The following is an 18,521-nucleotide window of genomic DNA, read 5'->3' on the forward strand; positions in this document are numbered from 1 at the left end:
TCGAATTTTTATTACAAAATAAGAATTTTTATGCATTCACTATAAAAAAAATTCCGCTCCTAGGAAATAGCCACATATTCGTTTAGCAACACTTCTTTCAAGATGGCAACAGCCCTATCCAGTTCTTCTTTCGTTACAATCAGCGGCGGCACTAAACGAATCACATTCGCGCCAGCGGGCAGTACAAGCAATCCTTTTTCATGGATAAGCGGAATCAGCTTTGCCACGTCCGTCTCGCATTCGATTCCTATTAATAAGCCGAGGCCGCGCACTTCTCGCACATGTCCGACTCCGGCTAAAGCCGTGCGAAGCTGTTCTAAGAAATAATGTCCTTTTTCTGCTACGCTTTGTAAAAAGTCATCTTGGAAAATCACTTGTAGGGTGGCTTTCGCCGCCGCCATTGCTAACGGATTTCCGCCAAATGTGGAGCCGTGAGTTCCCGCTGTAAACGCATCTCGCAAAAAGGCCTTGCCAATCATCGCTCCGACCGGAAAGCCGCTTCCTAATCCCTTGGCTGTCGTAATAATATCTGGTTCAATCGAAAAATGCTGATAGGCAAACGCCTTCCCGGTCCGTCCGATTCCCGTCTGCACCTCATCAACGATCAGCAATGCTCCATATTGTCGACACAACTGAACAGTTTTTTGTAAAAATGATTCATTGATTTGTCTTACTCCGCCTTCGCCTTGCACGATTTCCAGCATCACAGCCGCCACTTGTTCACTCATTTCCTTTTCCAGCACCTCTATGTCATTAAACGGAAGGTGAACAAACTCCGGTAAAAGCGGTCCAAAGCCCTTATGAACTTTTTCTTGTCCTGTTGCCGACATCGTAGCAAACGTCCGGCCATGAAACGACTGCTGAAAAGAAATCACTTTTGCCCGTCCTGTATACTTTCTTGCCAGCTTTAACGCCGCTTCATTTGCTTCCGCACCGCTATTGCAGAAAAACACATAATCCCCGCAGCTATGCCCGACAAGCAGCTGAGCCACTTCTTCCTGCAATGGATTTATAAATAAATTAGAAGTATGCCACACCTTATTTAGCTGAGCTTCCAATGCTTCTTGCACTTGTGGTGGACGATGCCCTAAATTGCAAACCGCAATTCCAGCCACAAAATCTAAATATTGCTTGCCATCTGTAGCGACAACCGTCGTTCCTTGCGCCGATTCCACACATAGATCCCAACGATTATACGTCGGAAATAACGCTCCCATTAGCAAACCCCCGCTTCCTTTTGAATGCTCGTTCCATGTAATTTTCCTTCTGAATAAAATGAGTGCTTCCCGCTTACAATCATCACCTCAGGCAGAGAATCCGACAAAGCGCTTAGCGCCGCTTTGACCTTCGGGATCATCCCTCCTGAAATAATTCCGTCCTCTATCATTTTTTCAATTTCTTCTGCTGTTGCATACTCCACAAGTGAACCGTTGTGCAGCACTCCTGGAACATCGGTCACAAAAATGAGCTGTTGGGCTCGCAATGCTTGGGCGATAGCACCAGCGGCCGTATCGGCGTTAATGTTATATTTTTGTCCGTTCTGATCGCATCCGATCGGCGCGATCACCGGGATATAACGAACACGAAGAAAATGGGCTAAAAATGATGCGTTAACGCGGGTGACGGTTCCCACATACCCTAGCCGTTCAAGATCAAGCGGAGCCGCTTCAAGCAACCGGCCATCCACGCCGGACACCCCGGCACCAGGCAAATGGTATTGCCAAAGCAGCGAAACAAGCTGTTTATTTACTTTTCCGGCTAAGACCATTTCAACGACATCCAATCCTTCTTTTGTCGTTTTCCGCAATCCATTCACAAACTCGCTTTCAATCGCCAGCTGCTTTAACATTTGCCCAATTTCCGGCCCTCCTCCATGAACGATGACAATATTTTTTCCTTGGGCATGCAACGCTTGCAAGCTTTGAAAAAATGATGAAGATAATTCGTTAAGAACGCTTCCTCCGCATTTAATGACAATCGTTCCCTCCATTTTCCTCTTCCTCCCATCATCATGTACGATAGCTTGCGTTAATTTTCACGTAATCATAAGTTAAATCGCATCCCCATGCGACTCCTGTACCATTTCCAAGATGCAGGTCAACATGAATCATAATTTCATGATTTTGCAAATAAGCCGTTGCTTCCTCTTCAGAAAACGGTTGGGGTTCGCTTGCTTTTAGCATGACAATATCCCCTAATGTAATATCGACGCAGTCAGGGTTGACGGTTGCATCCGCGTAACCGATCGCGCCGATAATTCTTCCCCAATTGGCATCCGCTCCATAAACCGCCGTTTTGACAAGATTAGAGCCGACGATTTGTTTGGCGATACGCTTGGCATCGTCATCCGTCACAGCCCCTGATACGCGAACCTCAATCAGCTTAGTCGCTCCTTCTCCATCTTTGGCAATTTGTTTCGCCAAATCCTCGCATGTTTTCTTTAATGCATCGTAAAATTTATTCCATTCTGGATGGCGCGGCGTTAATTCGGTTGTTTCAGCAAGGCCGCTCGCCATGACGACCACCATATCATTTGTAGACGTATCGCCATCGACCGTGATCTGATTAAACGATAGATCAGTAATGGAACGAAGCGCCTCCTGCAAAACGGACGAGGAAATATTAGCATCTGTTGTAATAAAAGCGAGCATCGTCGCCATATTAGGATGAATCATTCCTGATCCTTTGGCAGCCCCTCCGATTGTCACGGTTTTCCCCTCAATCGTCGTTTGATAACAGGCTTGCTTCATGACTGTATCGGTCGTTAAAATGGCGGTTTGAAACGCATGTGCGCTTTCCTCTGTAACGCTCGGCTGCAATTTTTTTATGCCTTCGCGAATTTTTTCCATCGGCAAAAACTCCCCAATGACTCCCGTAGAAGCGACCGCTACGTAGTGCGAAGGCAGCCCGAATTGCAGAGCGCAAAGCTCCCGCATTTCATAGGCGTCCTTTAATCCCTGCTCTCCTGTACACGCATTGGCGCATGCGCTATTGACGACGATCGCCTGCAATTTTTGCTCAACCGCGATGCTCTCTTGCGTAACTTTCAGCGGAGCAGCTTGAAAATGGCTTTGAGTATAAACGGCTGCGCAAGAGGCAGGCACATCGCAAACAATTACTCCAAGATCTTTTTTTATATATCGCAAACCAGCGTGTACACCTGCTGCCTTAAATCCCTTTGGGGTAACAACGGTCCCATTGGCAACGCAGTAAATTTCATGCTCCTGTTTCGTTACCATTTTGCTTCTTCTCCTTCCTATGGATAAATAGGGGCAACCTTCAATCCTTCTGACTCGTTCCATCCCATCATCACATTAAAGTTTTGAACAGCCTGGCCCGCGGCCCCTTTCACTAAATTGTCGATGACAGAAACAACAGTGATTCTTCCTGTTCTTTCATCATAAGCGATGCCGATATCGCAATAGTTTGAGCCGTACACTTCTTTTGTCGCTGGAAATTGTCCGGAGTTTCGGACGCGGACAAAATGAGCCGTTTCATAACTTGTTTTATATAAATCTAGCAATGTCTCAAGCGACAGCTCTACTTTCGCTTGAGCATAAATCGTCGCCATAATTCCCCTCGTCATCGGGATTAAATGGGTGCTAAACGTAATCGGCTGAATGTGTTCGTTCCAAAGCTTCAGCATTTGCTCAATTTCCGGGATATGCTGATGCTCATTTACTTTATAAATTTTCACATTTTCATTAATTTCGGAAAAATGCGTATTTAATGACGCTTTTCTTCCGGCTCCTGATACCCCTGATTTAGCATCCACAATAATCGATTGTTCTTCAATAAGCCCATTCTGCACAAGTGGCGCCAATCCAAGCAGCGTCGCTGTCGGGTAGCATCCCGGATTCGCAAGCAGCTGAGCCTTTCGGATCTCTGTTCGATTCCATTCGGAAAGTCCATACACAGCTTTCTGCAAATATGAATGCTCCGCAGCTGGCCGCTTATACCATTTCTCATATACGGTGCCATCTTTCAAACGAAAATCGCCAGAGAGATCAATCACTTTTATTCCTTTCTCAATTAGCAATGGGGCCAGCTCGCTGGACACTCCAGGAGGCGTTGCAAAAAAGACAACATCATTGGCTGCAGCGATTTGTTCAATCGCCATTTTTCTTAAAACATTCCCTCTGTTTTCGCCCGTATGCGGAAAACTTTGCGATAACGCCATGCCATCCTGCGATGAAGAATAGAGATGGCAACGTTCAACATGAGGATGGTGCTGGAGAAATCTCAGCAATTCCACACCGCTGTATCCTGTTGCGCCAATGATTGCAATATTCATAGTTGTCCTCCTCGAACAATGATATTCATGTAGTTATCATTATAATACTGCATAAAAATAAAATCAAACGTATATTTATTTTTATTTGTATTTTCTAACAAAATCGCAAACAAGCAGGCTTCTATCTAAAGAACAAAATGAGAGATCCAACTTATTGTGTTAATATTTGTTTGGATATGGGGACATTCTTCCCCCGTCCTTCTCCTTCCATTATATAAAAAGGCGTTCAAGGTCTCCCTTGAACGCCTTTCAATCTTTATCCTCCGCTAACCGGTGGAATAAAAGCAATTACATCGCCCGGCTGCAACCGTTGATTCTCCTGGGCATACTCTTCATTCACCGCAACCATCACATTTTGCAAATTCACCCCATATTTCACTTCTATCTGTCGTTTTAATTGCTCAATTGTGATCGGTTCGTACGCTATGCTCATTTGTCCATTCCCAACCGCTTCTTTTAAAGAGGCGAAAAAAAGCAGCGTGATCACGTCAGATCCTCCTCCTTCGGCTTTCCATCTGGATATTCCTTCGTTTCAAGCTGGTTTCCAACCCATTGTGTGCCATCCTCCCAATATTCTTTTTTCCAGATCGGCACGATTTGTTTTATTCTTTCGATCGCGTATTGATTGGCCTCATAGGCATCCTTTCGATGCGGCGTCGACACGGCAATCACAACGGCCACATCGGAAATGTCGAGCTTGCCGATTCGATGGGTAATCGCGGTTTTGGCTTCCGGCCAACGTTCCTTAATTTCTTGAGCGATGCGTTCGAGCATTTTTTCTGCCATCGTGGTATAGGCTTCATATTGTAAAAATAGCGTGCGTTTTCCATTTGTAAATTCTCTTACGGTCCCGACAAAAACGGCAACCGCTCCCGCCTCAGGGCGAACGACCTTTCGCACCACGTCTTCAATCAAAATCGGCTGATCAGTAACCATAAATAATGTCTCATTCATCTCGCTTTTTCCACCTCATTCATAACCCATTGCAAATAGGTCTGTTCATCATCAAGAGAAAACAGAGGATACGGTATATCGAAAGGGACAAAATCCTTCTGCCAGGCAATGACACCGATAATATTTTGCAAATGGCCAAGCTGCTCCCAATCCGAAGGTGTTCGAATCATTATGATTTTAGGGTATGGTTCGTCTTTATATCCTTCGATAAGGACAAAGTCGAGAGAAAAAAGAGAATACATGTGTAAAATCTTTGATAACGTCCACTCTGGATGAATCGCATGCAACTGCAGCATTCCGCCTCCTTCTACCGCTGCCGCCAGCGCTCCTGCCCGCAGATGGCGGTTTGAATCGGTTGACGTCTGTCCCGTCTCCGGCAGCCCCCCATGGCCATGATGCTTCACTGCTCCCACTTTATATCCTGCTTGTACTGCCAGTTGAATCCATTTCTCTATCAGTGTCGTTTTTCCGCTATTTTTATAGCCGACCACTTGCCAAACCTTCATTGGGCGCTTCCCTCTTCGCTATCGAGCAGCCAAACATCCACAAGATCCCCCTTGACAAAGCCGCGAGTGCCTCCTGGAAGTACAGTCAGCGCATTGGCTTTAGCAAGAGAGGTCACAATATTCGATTTATCCATCCCAACCGGCGAAGCATAAAGCTGCCCTCCTTGAGCACTTACATAGCTTCTAACAAAACGAGTAAACGGATTAGGCTTCGTGAAATCCTCTAATAGGATGGCTTTCGTCTTGTATAAATGCGGAGTGGATGAATATAGCATTGTACGCACAACAGGGCGAACGAACAGTTCATATCCGACATAGCACGCTGACGGATTGCCCGACAATCCAAACAGCAGCTTGCCGTCCAATTGGGCTACCGTCGTTACGCTTCCCGGACGCATAGCTACTTTATTAAATAACACTTCGGCGCCGAGCCGCTCATAAATCACCGGTAAATAATCATAATCGCCGACGGACACTCCTCCTGTTGTAATCAGAAAATCCACATCAGGAAGCGCCTGTTCGATCGCGGCAAGACATTGATCTGGATCATCCGGCAATTTTCCTAAATCAACGGGAGTGGCTCCGCTGCGAAGCACTTGCGCCTGAATCATATACGCATTGCTATTGCGGATTTTCCCAGGAACAAGCGGCTCTGATACATCCAATAATTCATTCCCTGTTGCGGCAATCCCAATTTTCGGTTTTTGAGCCACTTTGACCTCTGAATAGCCAAACGTAGCCAATAACGCCTGCACGCCAGGATTGATGAATGTTCCCTTCTCCGCTAGTACTTCTCCTTTTTTAACATCCTCTCCTTGGAACGAAATGTTATCCCCTGAACGAAATGGACGCTTAATCGATATATATGTCTTTCCATTTCGTTCATATTGCTTAGCTAGCTCTAGCATCACTACCGCGTCGCAGCCATCAGGAATGGGCGCGCCTGTCATAATTCGCACCGCTTGAAATGCAGCTACTGCTTTTGCGGCCACTTGCCCCGCTCCGATCGTTTCAATTACTTCCAGCTCAACAGGATGATCGAGGCTGGCAAGTGCCGAATCGGCCGCTCGAATGGCAAATCCATCATATGGAGAGCGGTCAAACGGCGGAACGTCATGATCCGCATAAAGATCTTCCGCTAAATATCTCCCGTACGCCTCCGTGAGCGGAACCCTTTCTTTTTCTCCTTCTCTTGCATAAAGCATCACTTTTTGAATCGCTTCCGCTACAGGAATTGGATTTCTTTTTTCTAACATCATCGATCCCCCTTACTTATTCCGTACACAATAAAATGGGTATCGCTGTTTCATGTAACAGCGCTGGTCCATCTTCTGTTTTTTTATTGTATTTATATTTAGATGCTCAAAGCGATACAGCCAAACCGCAGAAATAAAATAGGAAACAGCGCTCCGTCTTGCTAACGCGCCACATCGTATATTCTTTTAACAAAATGAATGAAAAACCTTCTATACTCTCTTATATACAAGCCGCTTGAAGACCCAAGAAATCATCTTCCCTTCCGACCGTGGATTTTGTAACAGCTCCCATCCCATATTCGAGCGAATCTGACACAATAAGTGTATGTTTATCTGATTCTATCATGTCTCATAAAGATTCTGCACGCTTTCCTTACTTTTGTACAGATGATATTCTTCCTCTTCTTTCAATCAAATAAAAAAGACCAATCTGTTGAATTGGTCCTTCACGATCATGTCTCTCACTTTTTTTACTAAAAATCTATCCGCCGATATAGGACATCTCAATTTTTTTCCGTTCTTGATTTGCTTGCAGGGCACGCTCATCTGAATAGCGATCCGTTCTGTTTGTCCATGTCTCCATTACCAGCTGCTTTAACGCTTTCTTACCAGCCCCTTGACGAAGCAATGTCTTTAATGACGTTCCATTTGCGGCAAACAAACAAGTATACAATACTCCGTCCGCCGATACCCGCGCTCTTGTGCAACTGCTGCAGAATGATTGGGTGACCGAAGAAATAAATCCTACCTCTATATTCGTTCCAACGTAACGATATCGGCTCGCCACTTCCCCAAAATAGGCCCGTTCGATCGGCTCAAGCGGATGCCATTGTTCAATTTGTTCATATATTTCTTTTTTCGTCATGACTTGTGACAGATTCCAGCCATTTGATGTCCCGACATCCATAAATTCAATAAACCGCAAAGGAATTCCTTCTGCTTTGAAATGCTTGGCCATTGGCACGACTTGGGAATCATTCCATCCTTTTTTTACAACCATATTTACCTTCACAAGCAGCCCCGCCTCTTTTGCCGCGGTGATTCCTTTCAAAACAGGCTGAACGCCAACACCAACACCGTTCATTTTTTTAAAAATTTCATCCTCTATTGCATCCAAACTGACATTGACTCTCCCAAGCCCTGCGTCCTTTAATCGATTCGCCATTTTCACTAAATGAACTCCGTTGGTAGTTAAAGCGATATCACCGATACCTGGAATATTGGCCAATCGTTCAATCAACAGCGGCAAATCTTTCCGCAGCAGCGGCTCGCCGCCTGTAATGCGGATTTTTTCTACTCCTAACTCAGCAAAGGTTTCTGCAACCAGCACCATTTCATCCATCGTCAGCAACTCGTCTTCCTGCAAAAAGCGAAAATGAGGACCAAAAATTTCAGCCGGCATGCAATAAATACAACGGAAATTGCATTGATCGATTACAGAAATACGCAAATCACGCAGCGGCCGGTCCCATCGATCAACGACTATCGGCTTATTTCGGTTCATGGTGCCTCCTCTTTTCATCATAAAATATTTTCTTAACCGCATGTTCAAATCGAATGAACATGTTTTAATGATCAATCATGTTTATGAACCTCCCACTCCTCCTCTCCATTAAGAGATGGGAGACTTCTCGGCGGATGATGTTAAACCACAAGCGCTTGCCGGCTGTGTTTGTAAAAGCGGATGTTACATGAAAGTATACCATAAATCGATAAATTCAGCCGTGAAAAAAACATCGATCCTTCATCTTCATCATCCAACATGCTCAGACAAAAAATAAAGCTTTGCATGATGTGTCGATCCTAACACCATGCTATGATTGCACACTTACAGCTCAGTTTCCTTACTTGTGATGCTCTCCCCTTTCGAACGTTGTTCTCATTCTGCTGCAATGTCGGCATATTCATCTAAGTCATTCACATTCCGAAATACGATCTCTTCTGCCCCAAAATCTTGTTCATTGACATAGCGAACGGAGCAATGTTCAAATAGCGATCTCATTCTGTTGTCGCCGTGCTGCAGCATATGTTCTATCCACTTCATTGTCCGGCGATGGTAAGCGCCAACCAATGGTTGCAGCCGGCCAAAATGTGTGGAGACCACAATATCAAATGCACAATCAACATATGATACCATCCTGCCAACTGTGTCGCTTTGCATATAGGGCATGTCACAAGGAAGCACAAATATCCAGTCTGCTTCTGTTTGTTTCATAACCGTATAGATTCCGGCAAGCGGTCCTTGACCGCGATACCGCTCTTCATCCATCACTACCTTCTCGTTTGTCACCATTCGCTCAAAACGTGCGACAAGATCGGGATGGCTGACAATATACACCTCTTTCACAAAAGGATGCAGCGCATCGACAGCGATTTGAAAAAAATACTGATTCTTTCGTTTGGCAAACGCCTTAGGGCTGCCAAAGCGGCGCGATTGACCTCCAGCCAAGACCGCTCCGATCATCCGTTCCACCGTCTATCCCCCGCTTTGTCTGATCATACAGATCCGTTTTGATATAATCCCATTTACTCCATCATTTTAAGTCGACTTTCATGTTTAGTAAAAATATGGAATATATAGCCAATTCAAAAGCAAGATTTCTCATTTTTTGGACGGTTGGAGGCAAATCAAGGAGCTTCCAGCGACCATCTATTTTCCATAGACCGTTCGTCTCAGCTTCATGTGACTTTTTATATATAAATTTTCCGGTCATTAGCTCATAAAACGAACCCCCTTTATATTATAATAGATTATATATACACGAAAACTGCTAGACCCATTCGATGAAGCACTGCCTATCCAAATGCTTCAAAAATTTTTAATGATCATGAAAGGGGAATGGCCCTTGGAAGAGTTCGTCGGCTTTTGCTCAAAGTGCGGCAAACCGATTCATTGCTTGTCAGGATTTTTAAACGGTGTCATCAGCGAGGAACAAGAAATGCTCTATTGCTTTGAATGCTACCAGAAAAAAAGCGAAACATACAAAAAAAGTAAATATATAAGCGAATGAAGGGGCCTGGTCTTCGGCCCCTCTGTTTATGATATGGAAACTTTCTTTCGTCTGTCTTCTGGTCGCAATCAAACAAAAAACCGTGCTTGACGCAGCTGAACACCTCTACCCCCCAAACGATTCATGGACCATGTCCAGCGAGAAATCTCCCGGCTTGAAATGACGTGTAGGTGAGAGAGACTCATACATGCTGAACGAACCAATCAACTGTTTGCAAAAACGCAGCTCTTGTCACTTTATGTCCCGCCTCATCATCAGAAATAAATTTCAGCTTCCCGTTCTCATAAAAAGGTTTTATTTGTTGATAAAACTCATATGTATAATGATAAGGTACCACTGAATCTCGCTGCCCGTGCCACATCATGAGCGGACGGCCGCGCAATTTCTCCGGCTGAAGCGAAAGATCGTACGGAGCCAGCCGCTGCCGCTCGTTTTCCAGCTGCTGATCTGTCAACGGAATCTTGCGTTTCATATTTTTCACCATTTCGATTTGAGTATCAAAAAACGCTTGATAATACGGACTACCCATTAAGGAAACAGCGGCTTTAATCCAGGGATACACAGCAAGCGAGCCAAATGTCACGATTCCTCCCATTGAGGTACCGGCGACGCCAATGCGCTCTTCCTGTACAAGACCACCAGAACAGAGCTCATTTTTTATCTGTTCTATATCGCCAATCGTCCGCAGAACAATATTCCAAAAGGATAATCGCAGCTGCTCGTCTGTGAGGCGTTGTGCTCTTTCTCCATGGTAAAGCGCATCTGGCAAAATGACCCGATATCCCGCCTCAGCCAGCAAATAACCAAAATGAAGATTGTGCTCTTTTGCGCTCGTAAATCCGTGCACAAATAGAATAAGGGGCAGCTTTTCTTGCTGAGCCTCTTGCTTGACCACATGCAATACAGGAATGTCGGCAATCGCTTCATTTCTAATGACAATCATAGCCACTTAGACTCCTTTACACTTTTTCTCTTCCTTTAGTGTAACATGTAGACAAAAATTTTGGAAAAGAGTTACACTATCTGTGTAAGCTCTTTATCCATTTATGCCAAATCCAAAAACTATGTACAAAGGAGCTATTATGGAACGATATTTAATTGCGTTAGATTTAGACGGTACATTGTTAAAAGATGACAAAACGATCTCTCCGCTAACTAAACAGGTTATTTTCCGTGCGAAAGAAGCTGGTCATATCGTTGTCATAGCAACTGGCAGACCTTATCGCGCTAGCAAAATGTATTATGAAGAGCTTCATTTAACAACACCCATTGTCAATTTTAACGGGGCCTTTGTGCATCATCCAAGAAACGACTCATGGGGAATACGCCACTCTCCGCTTAATCTGGAAACCATTAAAGAAATTATTGAAGTGAGCGAAACATATCACATCAAAAACATTTTAGCGGAAGTCATGGATGATGTGTATTTTCATGACCACGATGAAAAGCTGTTGGATCTCGTGAAATTGGGCAATCCCAAAATCGAAATTGGTGATTTGCGGAACATGTTAAAAGCTGATCCAACAAGCGTTCTTATTCATACAGATGAACAGCATGCCGATGAACTGCAACGTTATTTATCCACCGTTCATGCCAATGTGCTTCATCATCGCCGTTGGGCTGCTCCTTGGCATATTATTGAAATTGTTCGTACGGGTGTTCATAAAGCATTCGGATTGCAGCAAGTTTGCAACTATTTTCAAATCCCTCAAGAACGCGTCATCGCTTTTGGGGATGAAGACAACGATCTTGAAATGATTCAATGGGCAGGATATGGCATCGCGATGGGAAATGCCATTGAACCATTAAAACAAATCGCCAATGATGTGACAAAAACCAATGAGGAAGACGGCATCGCTGTTTATTTAAAATCGCTGTTAAAGCTGTAACGAATTGCCTTACTATCATTCCCCCAACACGGTTACAATATAAACGACGCAGCGATGCGTCTTGACTTTCAAGGGGGAATGCGTCTTGGGTAAACGAAATAAATCAAAGCGGTTTATTCAGCAAAGCACGGATGCTGTGGAAAAACATGATGAGAGAATCCCTTATCATATGACATATGCGGAAGCCGAAGAGCGAAAAGCAAAAGAAGCGATCGAAACTTCCCTTGGAGGATACTAACTGTGGGGAACCGTTTATTTCAAGAAGCTCAGAAAGCCGTTATGACTGCAAAGGAAACAACAGAGGAACAAACGGTTGAAAAAGCGAAAAACGCTTTATCTTCTGCTTATACTCATTCGAATTTGGCAGAAAAAAGACAGCTGCGGCAACTGCAGAATGAATTAAACGATTTATAATCATTTTAAAGAAGCCGCGGGTTGATCCGCGGCTTCAACAAGTTATAGGCAAACTCTCGATCCTCTAAAAAACAGCGACATAAATGCCATGCTAAAAATTGTACAGCGCAAATAATTTTCCTATTTTTTTCATCCTAAAATGTCCACAGAAATATTCAGCAGGAATAAGAGCAATTCTGTCGAAAGAATATTGAAGAAGTATAATCTTCCACAAGCTTTGAAGCAAGCTAAGCAACATCAACAAAACCGCTCGCATAAACGTGGGCCGGAATCAAAAACAGATTCGTCGTTACCGCATTCAGCAGCGCACCCATTAACACGATCACCAATTTTTTTACCTGCATTCCAATCATCATATCACTCCATATCAGAAAAGAGAAATTGTATTTTTGTTGTTAACTCGTTACACTTATAAGGACGAAATCATTTTTTATTTTATAGTGAGAAGGTGAACACAATGTCGATTCATATTATAGCGGATAGCGGTTGTGATTTGCCCTATTCTTTTTTGCAGGAGCGCCATATTTATTTGCTCCCTCTTATCGTTCATTTAAGCGGCCGCGACTATGAGGATGCCGTCACCATCGATCCAAAGCAGGTGTATGAGGCGATGCGCAAGGGGGAAGTGGCAAAAACATCCCAAGCAAGCCCACAAAAAATAAAGGAAGTATTTTCCGAGCTGGCTAAAGACGGACGCCCTGCCCTTTATATCGCTTTCTCCTCAGAGTTGTCAGGTACATATCAAACCGCCATGATGATGCGCGAAGAAGTGTTGGAGCAATATCCTGATTTTCAATTAACGATTATTGATTCCAGGTGCGCATCGCTCGGCTTAGGGCTTGTGGTCATGAAAGCAAGTGAGCTCGCACAAAAAGGAATGTCTTATGAGCAGCTATGTGAAACAATCGCTGCTTATTGCAGCCGCATGGAGCACATCTTTACGGTTGACAACTTAGAATTTTTAGCGCGCGGCGGGCGAATCAGCAAGGCATCAGCTGTTGTCGGAGGACTTTTAAGCATCAAGCCGCTCTTGCACGTAGAAAACGGCAAGCTTATTCCGCTTGAAAAGATTCGCGGACGCAAAAAAGTGCTAAAGCGAATGCTTGAGTTGATGGAAGAGCGCGGAAGTGATTTGCAAAAGCAGCTTATCGGCATAAGCCACGGCGATGACGAGGAAACCGCATTAGAACTTAAGCAACAAATTGAAGCCAAATTCGGCTGTACCCGCTTTTATATTTCCCAAATTGGAGGAGCCATCGGCTCACATTCGGGTCCTGGGACACTTGCCCTCTTTTTCTTAAACGAATATATTGAAGCATAAAACATTCTCTTGTTGCTCACACTATCGCTAGACAACCTCTAAAAAAGGAGGGAAGGCTTCATATGGCTCATACAAGCGATAACGATAAAAAAGCACGAGACAATAACGCCAAACAGCATGAGAAAAATATGCTTCGCGAAAAAAATCGACAAGCGGGAAAAAATGAATACTCGAAAAAAACCGATCATTTGTAAAAAAGCATGTTGTAGACAAAGTTCATGTTGACTTTGTCTACAACTATTTTCATATCCTTTATTGATGGTGACGGTCTCACGAAAACGCTTGGCAGACAAGAAACGCAACCGAGTGGAGGCCATGAACAGAACAAAAACGTTCATGAGCAGACGAACGACGAGGCCCGTGACACAGGATGAAACCGCTTGGCAACGTCTGAGGGGCTTGCACAGCAAGCTCTTTTTTTTATGTGTTTTTCAGCTGAAGCTTTTGTATAATAAAAAAGCAAGAAGGACACATTTTCTATCGAATGAAACAGAGCCGTTCTAAAAAGACAACGTTTTTTTACAAAAGTGCTCCCAATCTCCATGCTAAAAAATACAAACGTCAAAATATGGGGCTTCATTAATAAAAAATAAAGGCACAAGGAGGACCAGCTCCTGCCTCTTGGTACCCATTTTCCCATGAGAACTTATACGATCACACCGAAAAGAAATAGGATTAGGCGTGTTGAAAATCCAATAAAAACCTATTAATTCCTCGCTTTTCTATCGTAGTCAGCAAGCCGTTTGCTGGCCGACTGAAGATTTTTAGCATGCCCTTCTCGAACAACGTCACGTTCTTGTTCGAGGAAAGAAGCAGAGTGCTGCCCTGTCATTCTATATTTTTTCGTAAAATATATGGAGTAGAACCTAAATATAGAGAAAGGATATGAATATCCATGAAAGAGTCCGTTACGCAAACGCCCCAAACAATCAAAGTCATCATTGCGGATGATAATTCATTTGTTCGCGAAGGGATGCGAATTATATTAAGTACCTATGATGAGTTTGACGTATTAGCAACCGTCAACGACGGCCAAGAAGCTGTTGAATACTGCCAAAAATTTTCTGTCGATATTGCGCTACTGGACGTGCGCATGCCGAATATGAATGGAGTCGAAGCAACCAAACTCATATGCGAGCAAACAAACACAAAACCTCTGATCCTCACCACTTTCGATGATGACGAATACATTTTGGACGCCATCCGCAACGGCGCAAAAGGGTATTTTTTAAAAAATACGGATCCTGAACGGATACGAGAAGCGATTAAAGCTGTATACAATGGAAATACCATTATGCAAGATGTGATTATGGAAAAAATCAAATTAAATTTAACAAACGACAAAGAACCTGAGCCAAAAATTGATAAAATGCTTTTCACAGATCGGGAAATGGAAATCATGGCGTGCATTGCTAAGGGGCTTTCAAATAAAGAAATTGCGAAGCAGCTTTTTATATCGGAAGGAACGATCGCCAATTATATTACTTCGATTTTAGATAAAACCGGATTGCAGCATCGCACACAAATCGCCATTTATTATTTGACAGGAAAAATTTATTGAGGGATCGCAATGGAGCTTTTACTGATTTTAAATAAATTCATTTTATGGTGCTATATCTGCCTTTGCTATTTATATTCAGATCATATCAATGCGGCTTGGTTTGTGTTTACTTCGCTCGCTTATCTCTCCATTAATATGAGCATTTATCTTTTTAAAAAAACACAACTTAAATACAGTGGCATATGGCTATCCATGATTCTTATTTTAGCTGCGAGTTTTCCAGTTGATCCTTTCTTTATGTTGCTTTTGCCAATGAATCTATACGAATTTTTTTCCATTTACATCAATAAAAAATGGGTGCTATTGATTTTACTGATGCTTCCGCTTGCCGTGATTTCTCACAGCCTGCACCCTGCCTATTTTCTTGCAGCGTCCTTTCATTTCATGAGCGTAACGATCACTGAACAGTACGTACAAAGAGCCGCAAAATTAGAAAGCGCCCTTGACACCATGAGAAAAGATATTCACCGATTAACCAAAAGCTTAAATGATTATTATGAATATATGAGACAGTCACAATATACGCTGCAATTAGAAGAACGCAATCGGCTCGCTCAACAGCTTCACGATCAAATCGGGCATGCTATGACTGGCGCTCTGATCCAAATGGAAGCGGCCAAGCGTTTACTTGATACGAACAGCTATAAAGCGAAGGAATTACTGCAAAACGCCATCCACATTTCAAAAGATGGCATCGAAAACATCCGAACGACATTAAAGCATATAAAGCCTCGTTCTGAGCAAATGGGCGTGAACCGAGTGAAATTATTCATCGAAGAGATGGCCGCACAGCACCATATGCACATCCCATTGGTATGCAAAGGTGATTTGGAGATCATCACTCCCATTCAATGGAAAATTATTTATGAAAACATGACCGAAGCATTGACTAATGCCATGAAATATGCCAACGCCACCGTTATTTCTATCGAGATACACGTACTAAATACGCTTATTAAAATGGAAGTCAAGGATAATGGAAAAGGAGCAGATAAAATCAAAAAAGGCCTTGGCATCATCGGCATGGAAGAACGGGCCGCTTCCGTCAATGGCACGGTCATTGTCGATGGTACAAACGGCTTTTCCGTCACCACTCTTCTTCCTATCCCAAAACATGAACCAGTTCAGACGTAACATATGAATATTCTCATGTTAAAGAAATGAACTCATGCACTTATATGAGTTCATTTTCTTTTTTATACTGAAAACATACTGAAAATAAAGAGGTGAGATCATGAACATTTTAGAAATAAAAAACGTAACAAAAAAATTTGGTGATTTTATCGCCGTTGATAATATGTCCTTAACCGTAGCAGAGGGGGAAATATTTGGATTTCTGGGGACAAACGGAGCTGGAAAAAGCACGACCATCAACATGATCTCTGGGCTTTTGCGTGCCAATTCTGGAGAAATTAAAATCCTTGGCAAAGATATACACAAGCACAGCCGATTTGCCAAAAAAAATATCGGTATCGTTCCACAAGACATCGCGATTTATGAAGATTTGACAACATACGAAAATGTTAAATTTTTCGCAGGTCTCTATGGACTGCGCGGTACCCAACTTCATGAGCAAGTTGAAGAAGCATTAGAGTTTGTCGGGTTAAGCGATAAACATAAAAGCTATCCGAAAAGCTTCTCCGGCGGAATGAAAAGACGATTAAACATTGCTTGCGCGATCGCCCACCGGCCAAAGCTCATCATTATGGATGAACCAACAGTAGGAATCGATCCGCAATCAAGAAATTATATTTTAAACTCTGTAAAAAAATTGAATGAAATGGGATGTACGATTATTTATACAAGCCACTATATGGAGGAAGTTGAAGAAATTTGCTCTCGTATTGCGATTATCGATCACGGCAAAATCATCGCTGAAGGAACAAAAGAGCAGCTCAAAGCCATTATTACCAATACAAAAGATGTTTGGATTGAAATCAAACCGATGGAAACGATCAATTTAAATAAAATCGAAGCCATTAGCGGCGTAAAAGCTGTCCAAATGGAGGAAAACCTAATGAAAGTCAGTTCGGATGTCAGTGTCAACAACTTAAACGACATCATTCAATGCCTCATTAACGACAAAGTAGAAATCCGTTCACTTAAAGAGCAATCGCCAAATTTGGAAACTGTGTTTCTGACTTTAACCGGAAGAAGTTTAAGAGATCATTAATGCAAAGGAGGGATGTTTTTTGAATATCATTCGTATTGCGTTCAAAGAAATAAAAAGCGATTTTCGCGATAGCCGAACACTTGTTTTTATGCTGGCATTCCCGATTGTATTAATGCTCATACTAGGAACGGCTTTATCTAATACCTTTAATACTTCCACTTCTGTTGGCGAGATCCATGTGTTATATAAAGATCAAACATCCGGAGAATTTTCAAGCTATGTTCGTCAGTTTATGAAGGAAGCCAAAAAATCCGATCTTCATTTTAAACGAATCTCTGGCCAGCTTAATGCAAAAAAAGAGGTACAGCAAGGCTATTATGATGGATATATGACAATCACCAATGAACAAATCCAGCTATATGTGAACGATACAAACTCGATCAAAGGGAGCATTATTCAAGGAATGGCTGCCGCATTTGCCGATCAATATAACATCGCCACAGCCGTCGCAAAAGTAAAACCCGAGCAAGTACAGCTGTTAATGAACAACAAAGTACAAAATGATTATATAAAAGAAACGTCTCTGCATTCGAAAAGACAGCCAGGCGCGATGGACTATTATGCGATTGCTATGACAACAATGATCGCCCTTTATGGAGCCTTGCCAGCCAGTTATTTAATTCGGAGAGAAAGAACACGCAAAACGGCAGATCGATTATTGGCAACACCGATCCATAAATTTGAAATTTTTATTGGAAAAATATTCGGAAACATAGTTGTGAATTTTCTTTGCGTCGCCATTGTCATTACGTTCAGTAAATTCGTCTTTAAAGCCTATTGGGGACATCATCTTGCTCTAGTATATCTTGTCGTATTTACAGAAGTATTATTCGCGATTAGCTTTGGTCTTGGGATCAGCTATATCGCAAGAACAGAAGGAGCAGCCAGAATGATTCTTATGGTTGTTATACAGCTAGCGTCTTTCTTGGGCGGAGCGTATTTCAAAATAGAAGCTACAGGCCCAATGGAAAAATTGATAACGAACCTCTCCCCTCTCACATGGGTGAATACAGCTCTTACAAAAATCATTTATTTGAACGATGTATCAGCTGGTTCTTTCGCCATGCTGTTAAATGTCGGATTAGCAGCGTTGTTTTTGCTGATCGCTGGGACAGCGTTCACAAGACAGGAGGGATTATAAT

Annotated in this window: 21 protein-coding genes; 9 read left to right on the forward strand and 12 right to left on the reverse strand. The window is 43.0% G+C overall.

Annotation, left to right across the window (positions count from 1 at the left end; translation table 11 throughout):
* Window positions 1-59: 59 nt before the first annotated feature.
* From GFC28_RS08835 to yjfP, 11 genes are all read right to left on the reverse strand, one after another.
* The gene (locus GFC28_RS08835) at window positions 60-1,217 is read right to left on the reverse strand and encodes an acetylornithine transaminase (RefSeq protein ID WP_044745716.1); all 1,158 of its coding nucleotides are present in this window, start codon (window positions 1,215-1,217) and stop codon (window positions 60-62) included.
* A complete protein-coding gene (argB, locus tag GFC28_RS08840) occupies window positions 1,217-1,990 on the reverse strand; it encodes an acetylglutamate kinase (protein ID WP_044745715.1) in 774 nt (257 codons plus the stop codon). Before argB ends, GFC28_RS08835 begins: the two co-directional genes overlap by 1 nt.
* Before the next feature lie 19 nt (window positions 1,991-2,009).
* Window positions 2,010-3,239, reverse strand: a complete 1,230-nt coding sequence (argJ, locus tag GFC28_RS08845) for a bifunctional ornithine acetyltransferase/N-acetylglutamate synthase (protein WP_044745714.1) — start codon at window positions 3,237-3,239, stop codon at window positions 2,010-2,012.
* Window positions 3,240-3,256: 17 nt separating this feature from the next.
* A complete protein-coding gene (argC, locus tag GFC28_RS08850) occupies window positions 3,257-4,294 on the reverse strand; it encodes an N-acetyl-gamma-glutamyl-phosphate reductase (protein ID WP_044745713.1) in 1,038 nt (345 codons plus the stop codon).
* 256 nt (window positions 4,295-4,550) lie between these two features.
* A complete protein-coding gene (moaD, locus tag GFC28_RS08855) occupies window positions 4,551-4,781 on the reverse strand; it encodes a molybdopterin converting factor subunit 1 (protein WP_044745712.1) in 231 nt (76 codons plus the stop codon).
* Window positions 4,778-5,248 carry a molybdenum cofactor biosynthesis protein MoaE gene (locus GFC28_RS08860; protein WP_044745711.1) on the reverse strand — a complete coding sequence of 157 codons (471 nt, stop codon included), beginning with the start codon at window positions 5,246-5,248 and terminating at the stop codon, window positions 4,778-4,780. The genes moaD and GFC28_RS08860 overlap by 4 nt, the downstream gene beginning before the upstream one ends.
* Entirely contained in the window at window positions 5,245-5,754 is a 510-nt protein-coding gene (gene mobB / locus GFC28_RS08865) for a molybdopterin-guanine dinucleotide biosynthesis protein B (RefSeq protein WP_044745710.1), read from the reverse strand. The genes GFC28_RS08860 and mobB overlap by 4 nt, the downstream gene beginning before the upstream one ends.
* Window positions 5,751-7,010 carry a molybdopterin molybdotransferase MoeA gene (locus GFC28_RS08870; protein WP_044745709.1) on the reverse strand — a complete coding sequence of 420 codons (1,260 nt, stop codon included), beginning with the start codon at window positions 7,008-7,010 and terminating at the stop codon, window positions 5,751-5,753. The genes mobB and GFC28_RS08870 overlap by 4 nt, the downstream gene beginning before the upstream one ends.
* Before the next feature lie 481 nt (window positions 7,011-7,491).
* Entirely contained in the window at window positions 7,492-8,514 is a 1,023-nt protein-coding gene (moaA, locus tag GFC28_RS08875; protein WP_044745767.1) for a GTP 3',8-cyclase MoaA, read from the reverse strand.
* Between the two features lie 375 nt (window positions 8,515-8,889).
* The gene (mobA, locus tag GFC28_RS08880) at window positions 8,890-9,483 is read right to left on the reverse strand and encodes a molybdenum cofactor guanylyltransferase (protein ID WP_231883416.1); all 594 of its coding nucleotides are present in this window, start codon (window positions 9,481-9,483) and stop codon (window positions 8,890-8,892) included.
* Window positions 9,484-10,202: 719 nt separating this feature from the next.
* A complete protein-coding gene (gene yjfP, locus GFC28_RS08890; RefSeq protein WP_044745707.1) occupies window positions 10,203-10,964 on the reverse strand; it encodes an esterase in 762 nt (253 codons plus the stop codon).
* 139 nt (window positions 10,965-11,103) lie between these two features.
* Here yjfP and GFC28_RS08895 point away from each other — a divergent pair, with 139 nt between their 5' ends.
* The 3 genes from GFC28_RS08895 to GFC28_RS18835 all read left to right on the forward strand — a co-directional run bounded on the left by GFC28_RS08895 (window position 11,104) and on the right by GFC28_RS18835 (window position 12,324).
* Window positions 11,104-11,910, forward strand: coding sequence for a Cof-type HAD-IIB family hydrolase (locus GFC28_RS08895; RefSeq protein ID WP_044745706.1), 807 nt, complete (start codon window positions 11,104-11,106; stop codon window positions 11,908-11,910).
* A gap of 85 nt (window positions 11,911-11,995) precedes the next feature.
* On the forward strand, window positions 11,996-12,148 hold the full coding sequence (locus GFC28_RS19510; RefSeq protein WP_172798648.1) for a hypothetical protein: 153 nt from the start codon (window positions 11,996-11,998) through the stop codon (window positions 12,146-12,148).
* Between the two features lie 2 nt (window positions 12,149-12,150).
* Window positions 12,151-12,324 (forward strand): DUF3813 domain-containing protein, encoded by a 174-nt coding sequence (locus GFC28_RS18835; RefSeq protein WP_082063790.1) that lies wholly within the window; start codon window positions 12,151-12,153, stop codon window positions 12,322-12,324.
* A gap of 227 nt (window positions 12,325-12,551) precedes the next feature.
* On the opposite strand, the gene GFC28_RS19980 is transcribed toward GFC28_RS18835, so the two are convergent.
* On the reverse strand, window positions 12,552-12,677 hold the full coding sequence (locus GFC28_RS19980; RefSeq protein ID WP_255363051.1) for a hypothetical protein: 126 nt from the start codon (window positions 12,675-12,677) through the stop codon (window positions 12,552-12,554).
* 104 nt (window positions 12,678-12,781) lie between these two features.
* Between GFC28_RS19980 and GFC28_RS08900 the strand changes: the two genes are divergently transcribed.
* The 6 genes from GFC28_RS08900 to GFC28_RS08920 all read left to right on the forward strand — a co-directional run bounded on the left by GFC28_RS08900 (window position 12,782) and on the right by GFC28_RS08920 (window position 18,520).
* Entirely contained in the window at window positions 12,782-13,645 is an 864-nt protein-coding gene (locus GFC28_RS08900) for a DegV family protein (protein WP_044745705.1), read from the forward strand.
* 62 nt (window positions 13,646-13,707) lie between these two features.
* Window positions 13,708-13,839 (forward strand): DUF3941 domain-containing protein, encoded by a 132-nt coding sequence (locus GFC28_RS18840; RefSeq protein WP_082063788.1) that lies wholly within the window; start codon window positions 13,708-13,710, stop codon window positions 13,837-13,839.
* Between the two features lie 701 nt (window positions 13,840-14,540).
* Complete coding sequence (locus GFC28_RS08905; protein WP_044745704.1) at window positions 14,541-15,206, forward strand: response regulator transcription factor; 666 nt, start codon at window positions 14,541-14,543, stop codon at window positions 15,204-15,206.
* Window positions 15,207-15,215: 9 nt separating this feature from the next.
* Window positions 15,216-16,340 carry a sensor histidine kinase gene (locus GFC28_RS08910; RefSeq protein ID WP_044745703.1) on the forward strand — a complete coding sequence of 375 codons (1,125 nt, stop codon included), beginning with the start codon at window positions 15,216-15,218 and terminating at the stop codon, window positions 16,338-16,340.
* A gap of 100 nt (window positions 16,341-16,440) precedes the next feature.
* Window positions 16,441-17,379, forward strand: coding sequence for an ABC transporter ATP-binding protein (locus GFC28_RS08915; RefSeq protein WP_044745702.1), 939 nt, complete (start codon window positions 16,441-16,443; stop codon window positions 17,377-17,379).
* 19 nt (window positions 17,380-17,398) lie between these two features.
* Window positions 17,399-18,520, forward strand: coding sequence for an ABC transporter permease (locus tag GFC28_RS08920; protein ID WP_044745701.1), 1,122 nt, complete (start codon window positions 17,399-17,401; stop codon window positions 18,518-18,520).
* Window position 18,521: the final 1 nt, after the last annotated feature.

It is taken from the genome of Anoxybacillus sp. B2M1, assembly GCF_001634265.1.
GTDB lineage: Bacteria > Bacillota > Bacilli > Bacillales > Anoxybacillaceae > Anoxybacteroides > Anoxybacteroides rupiense.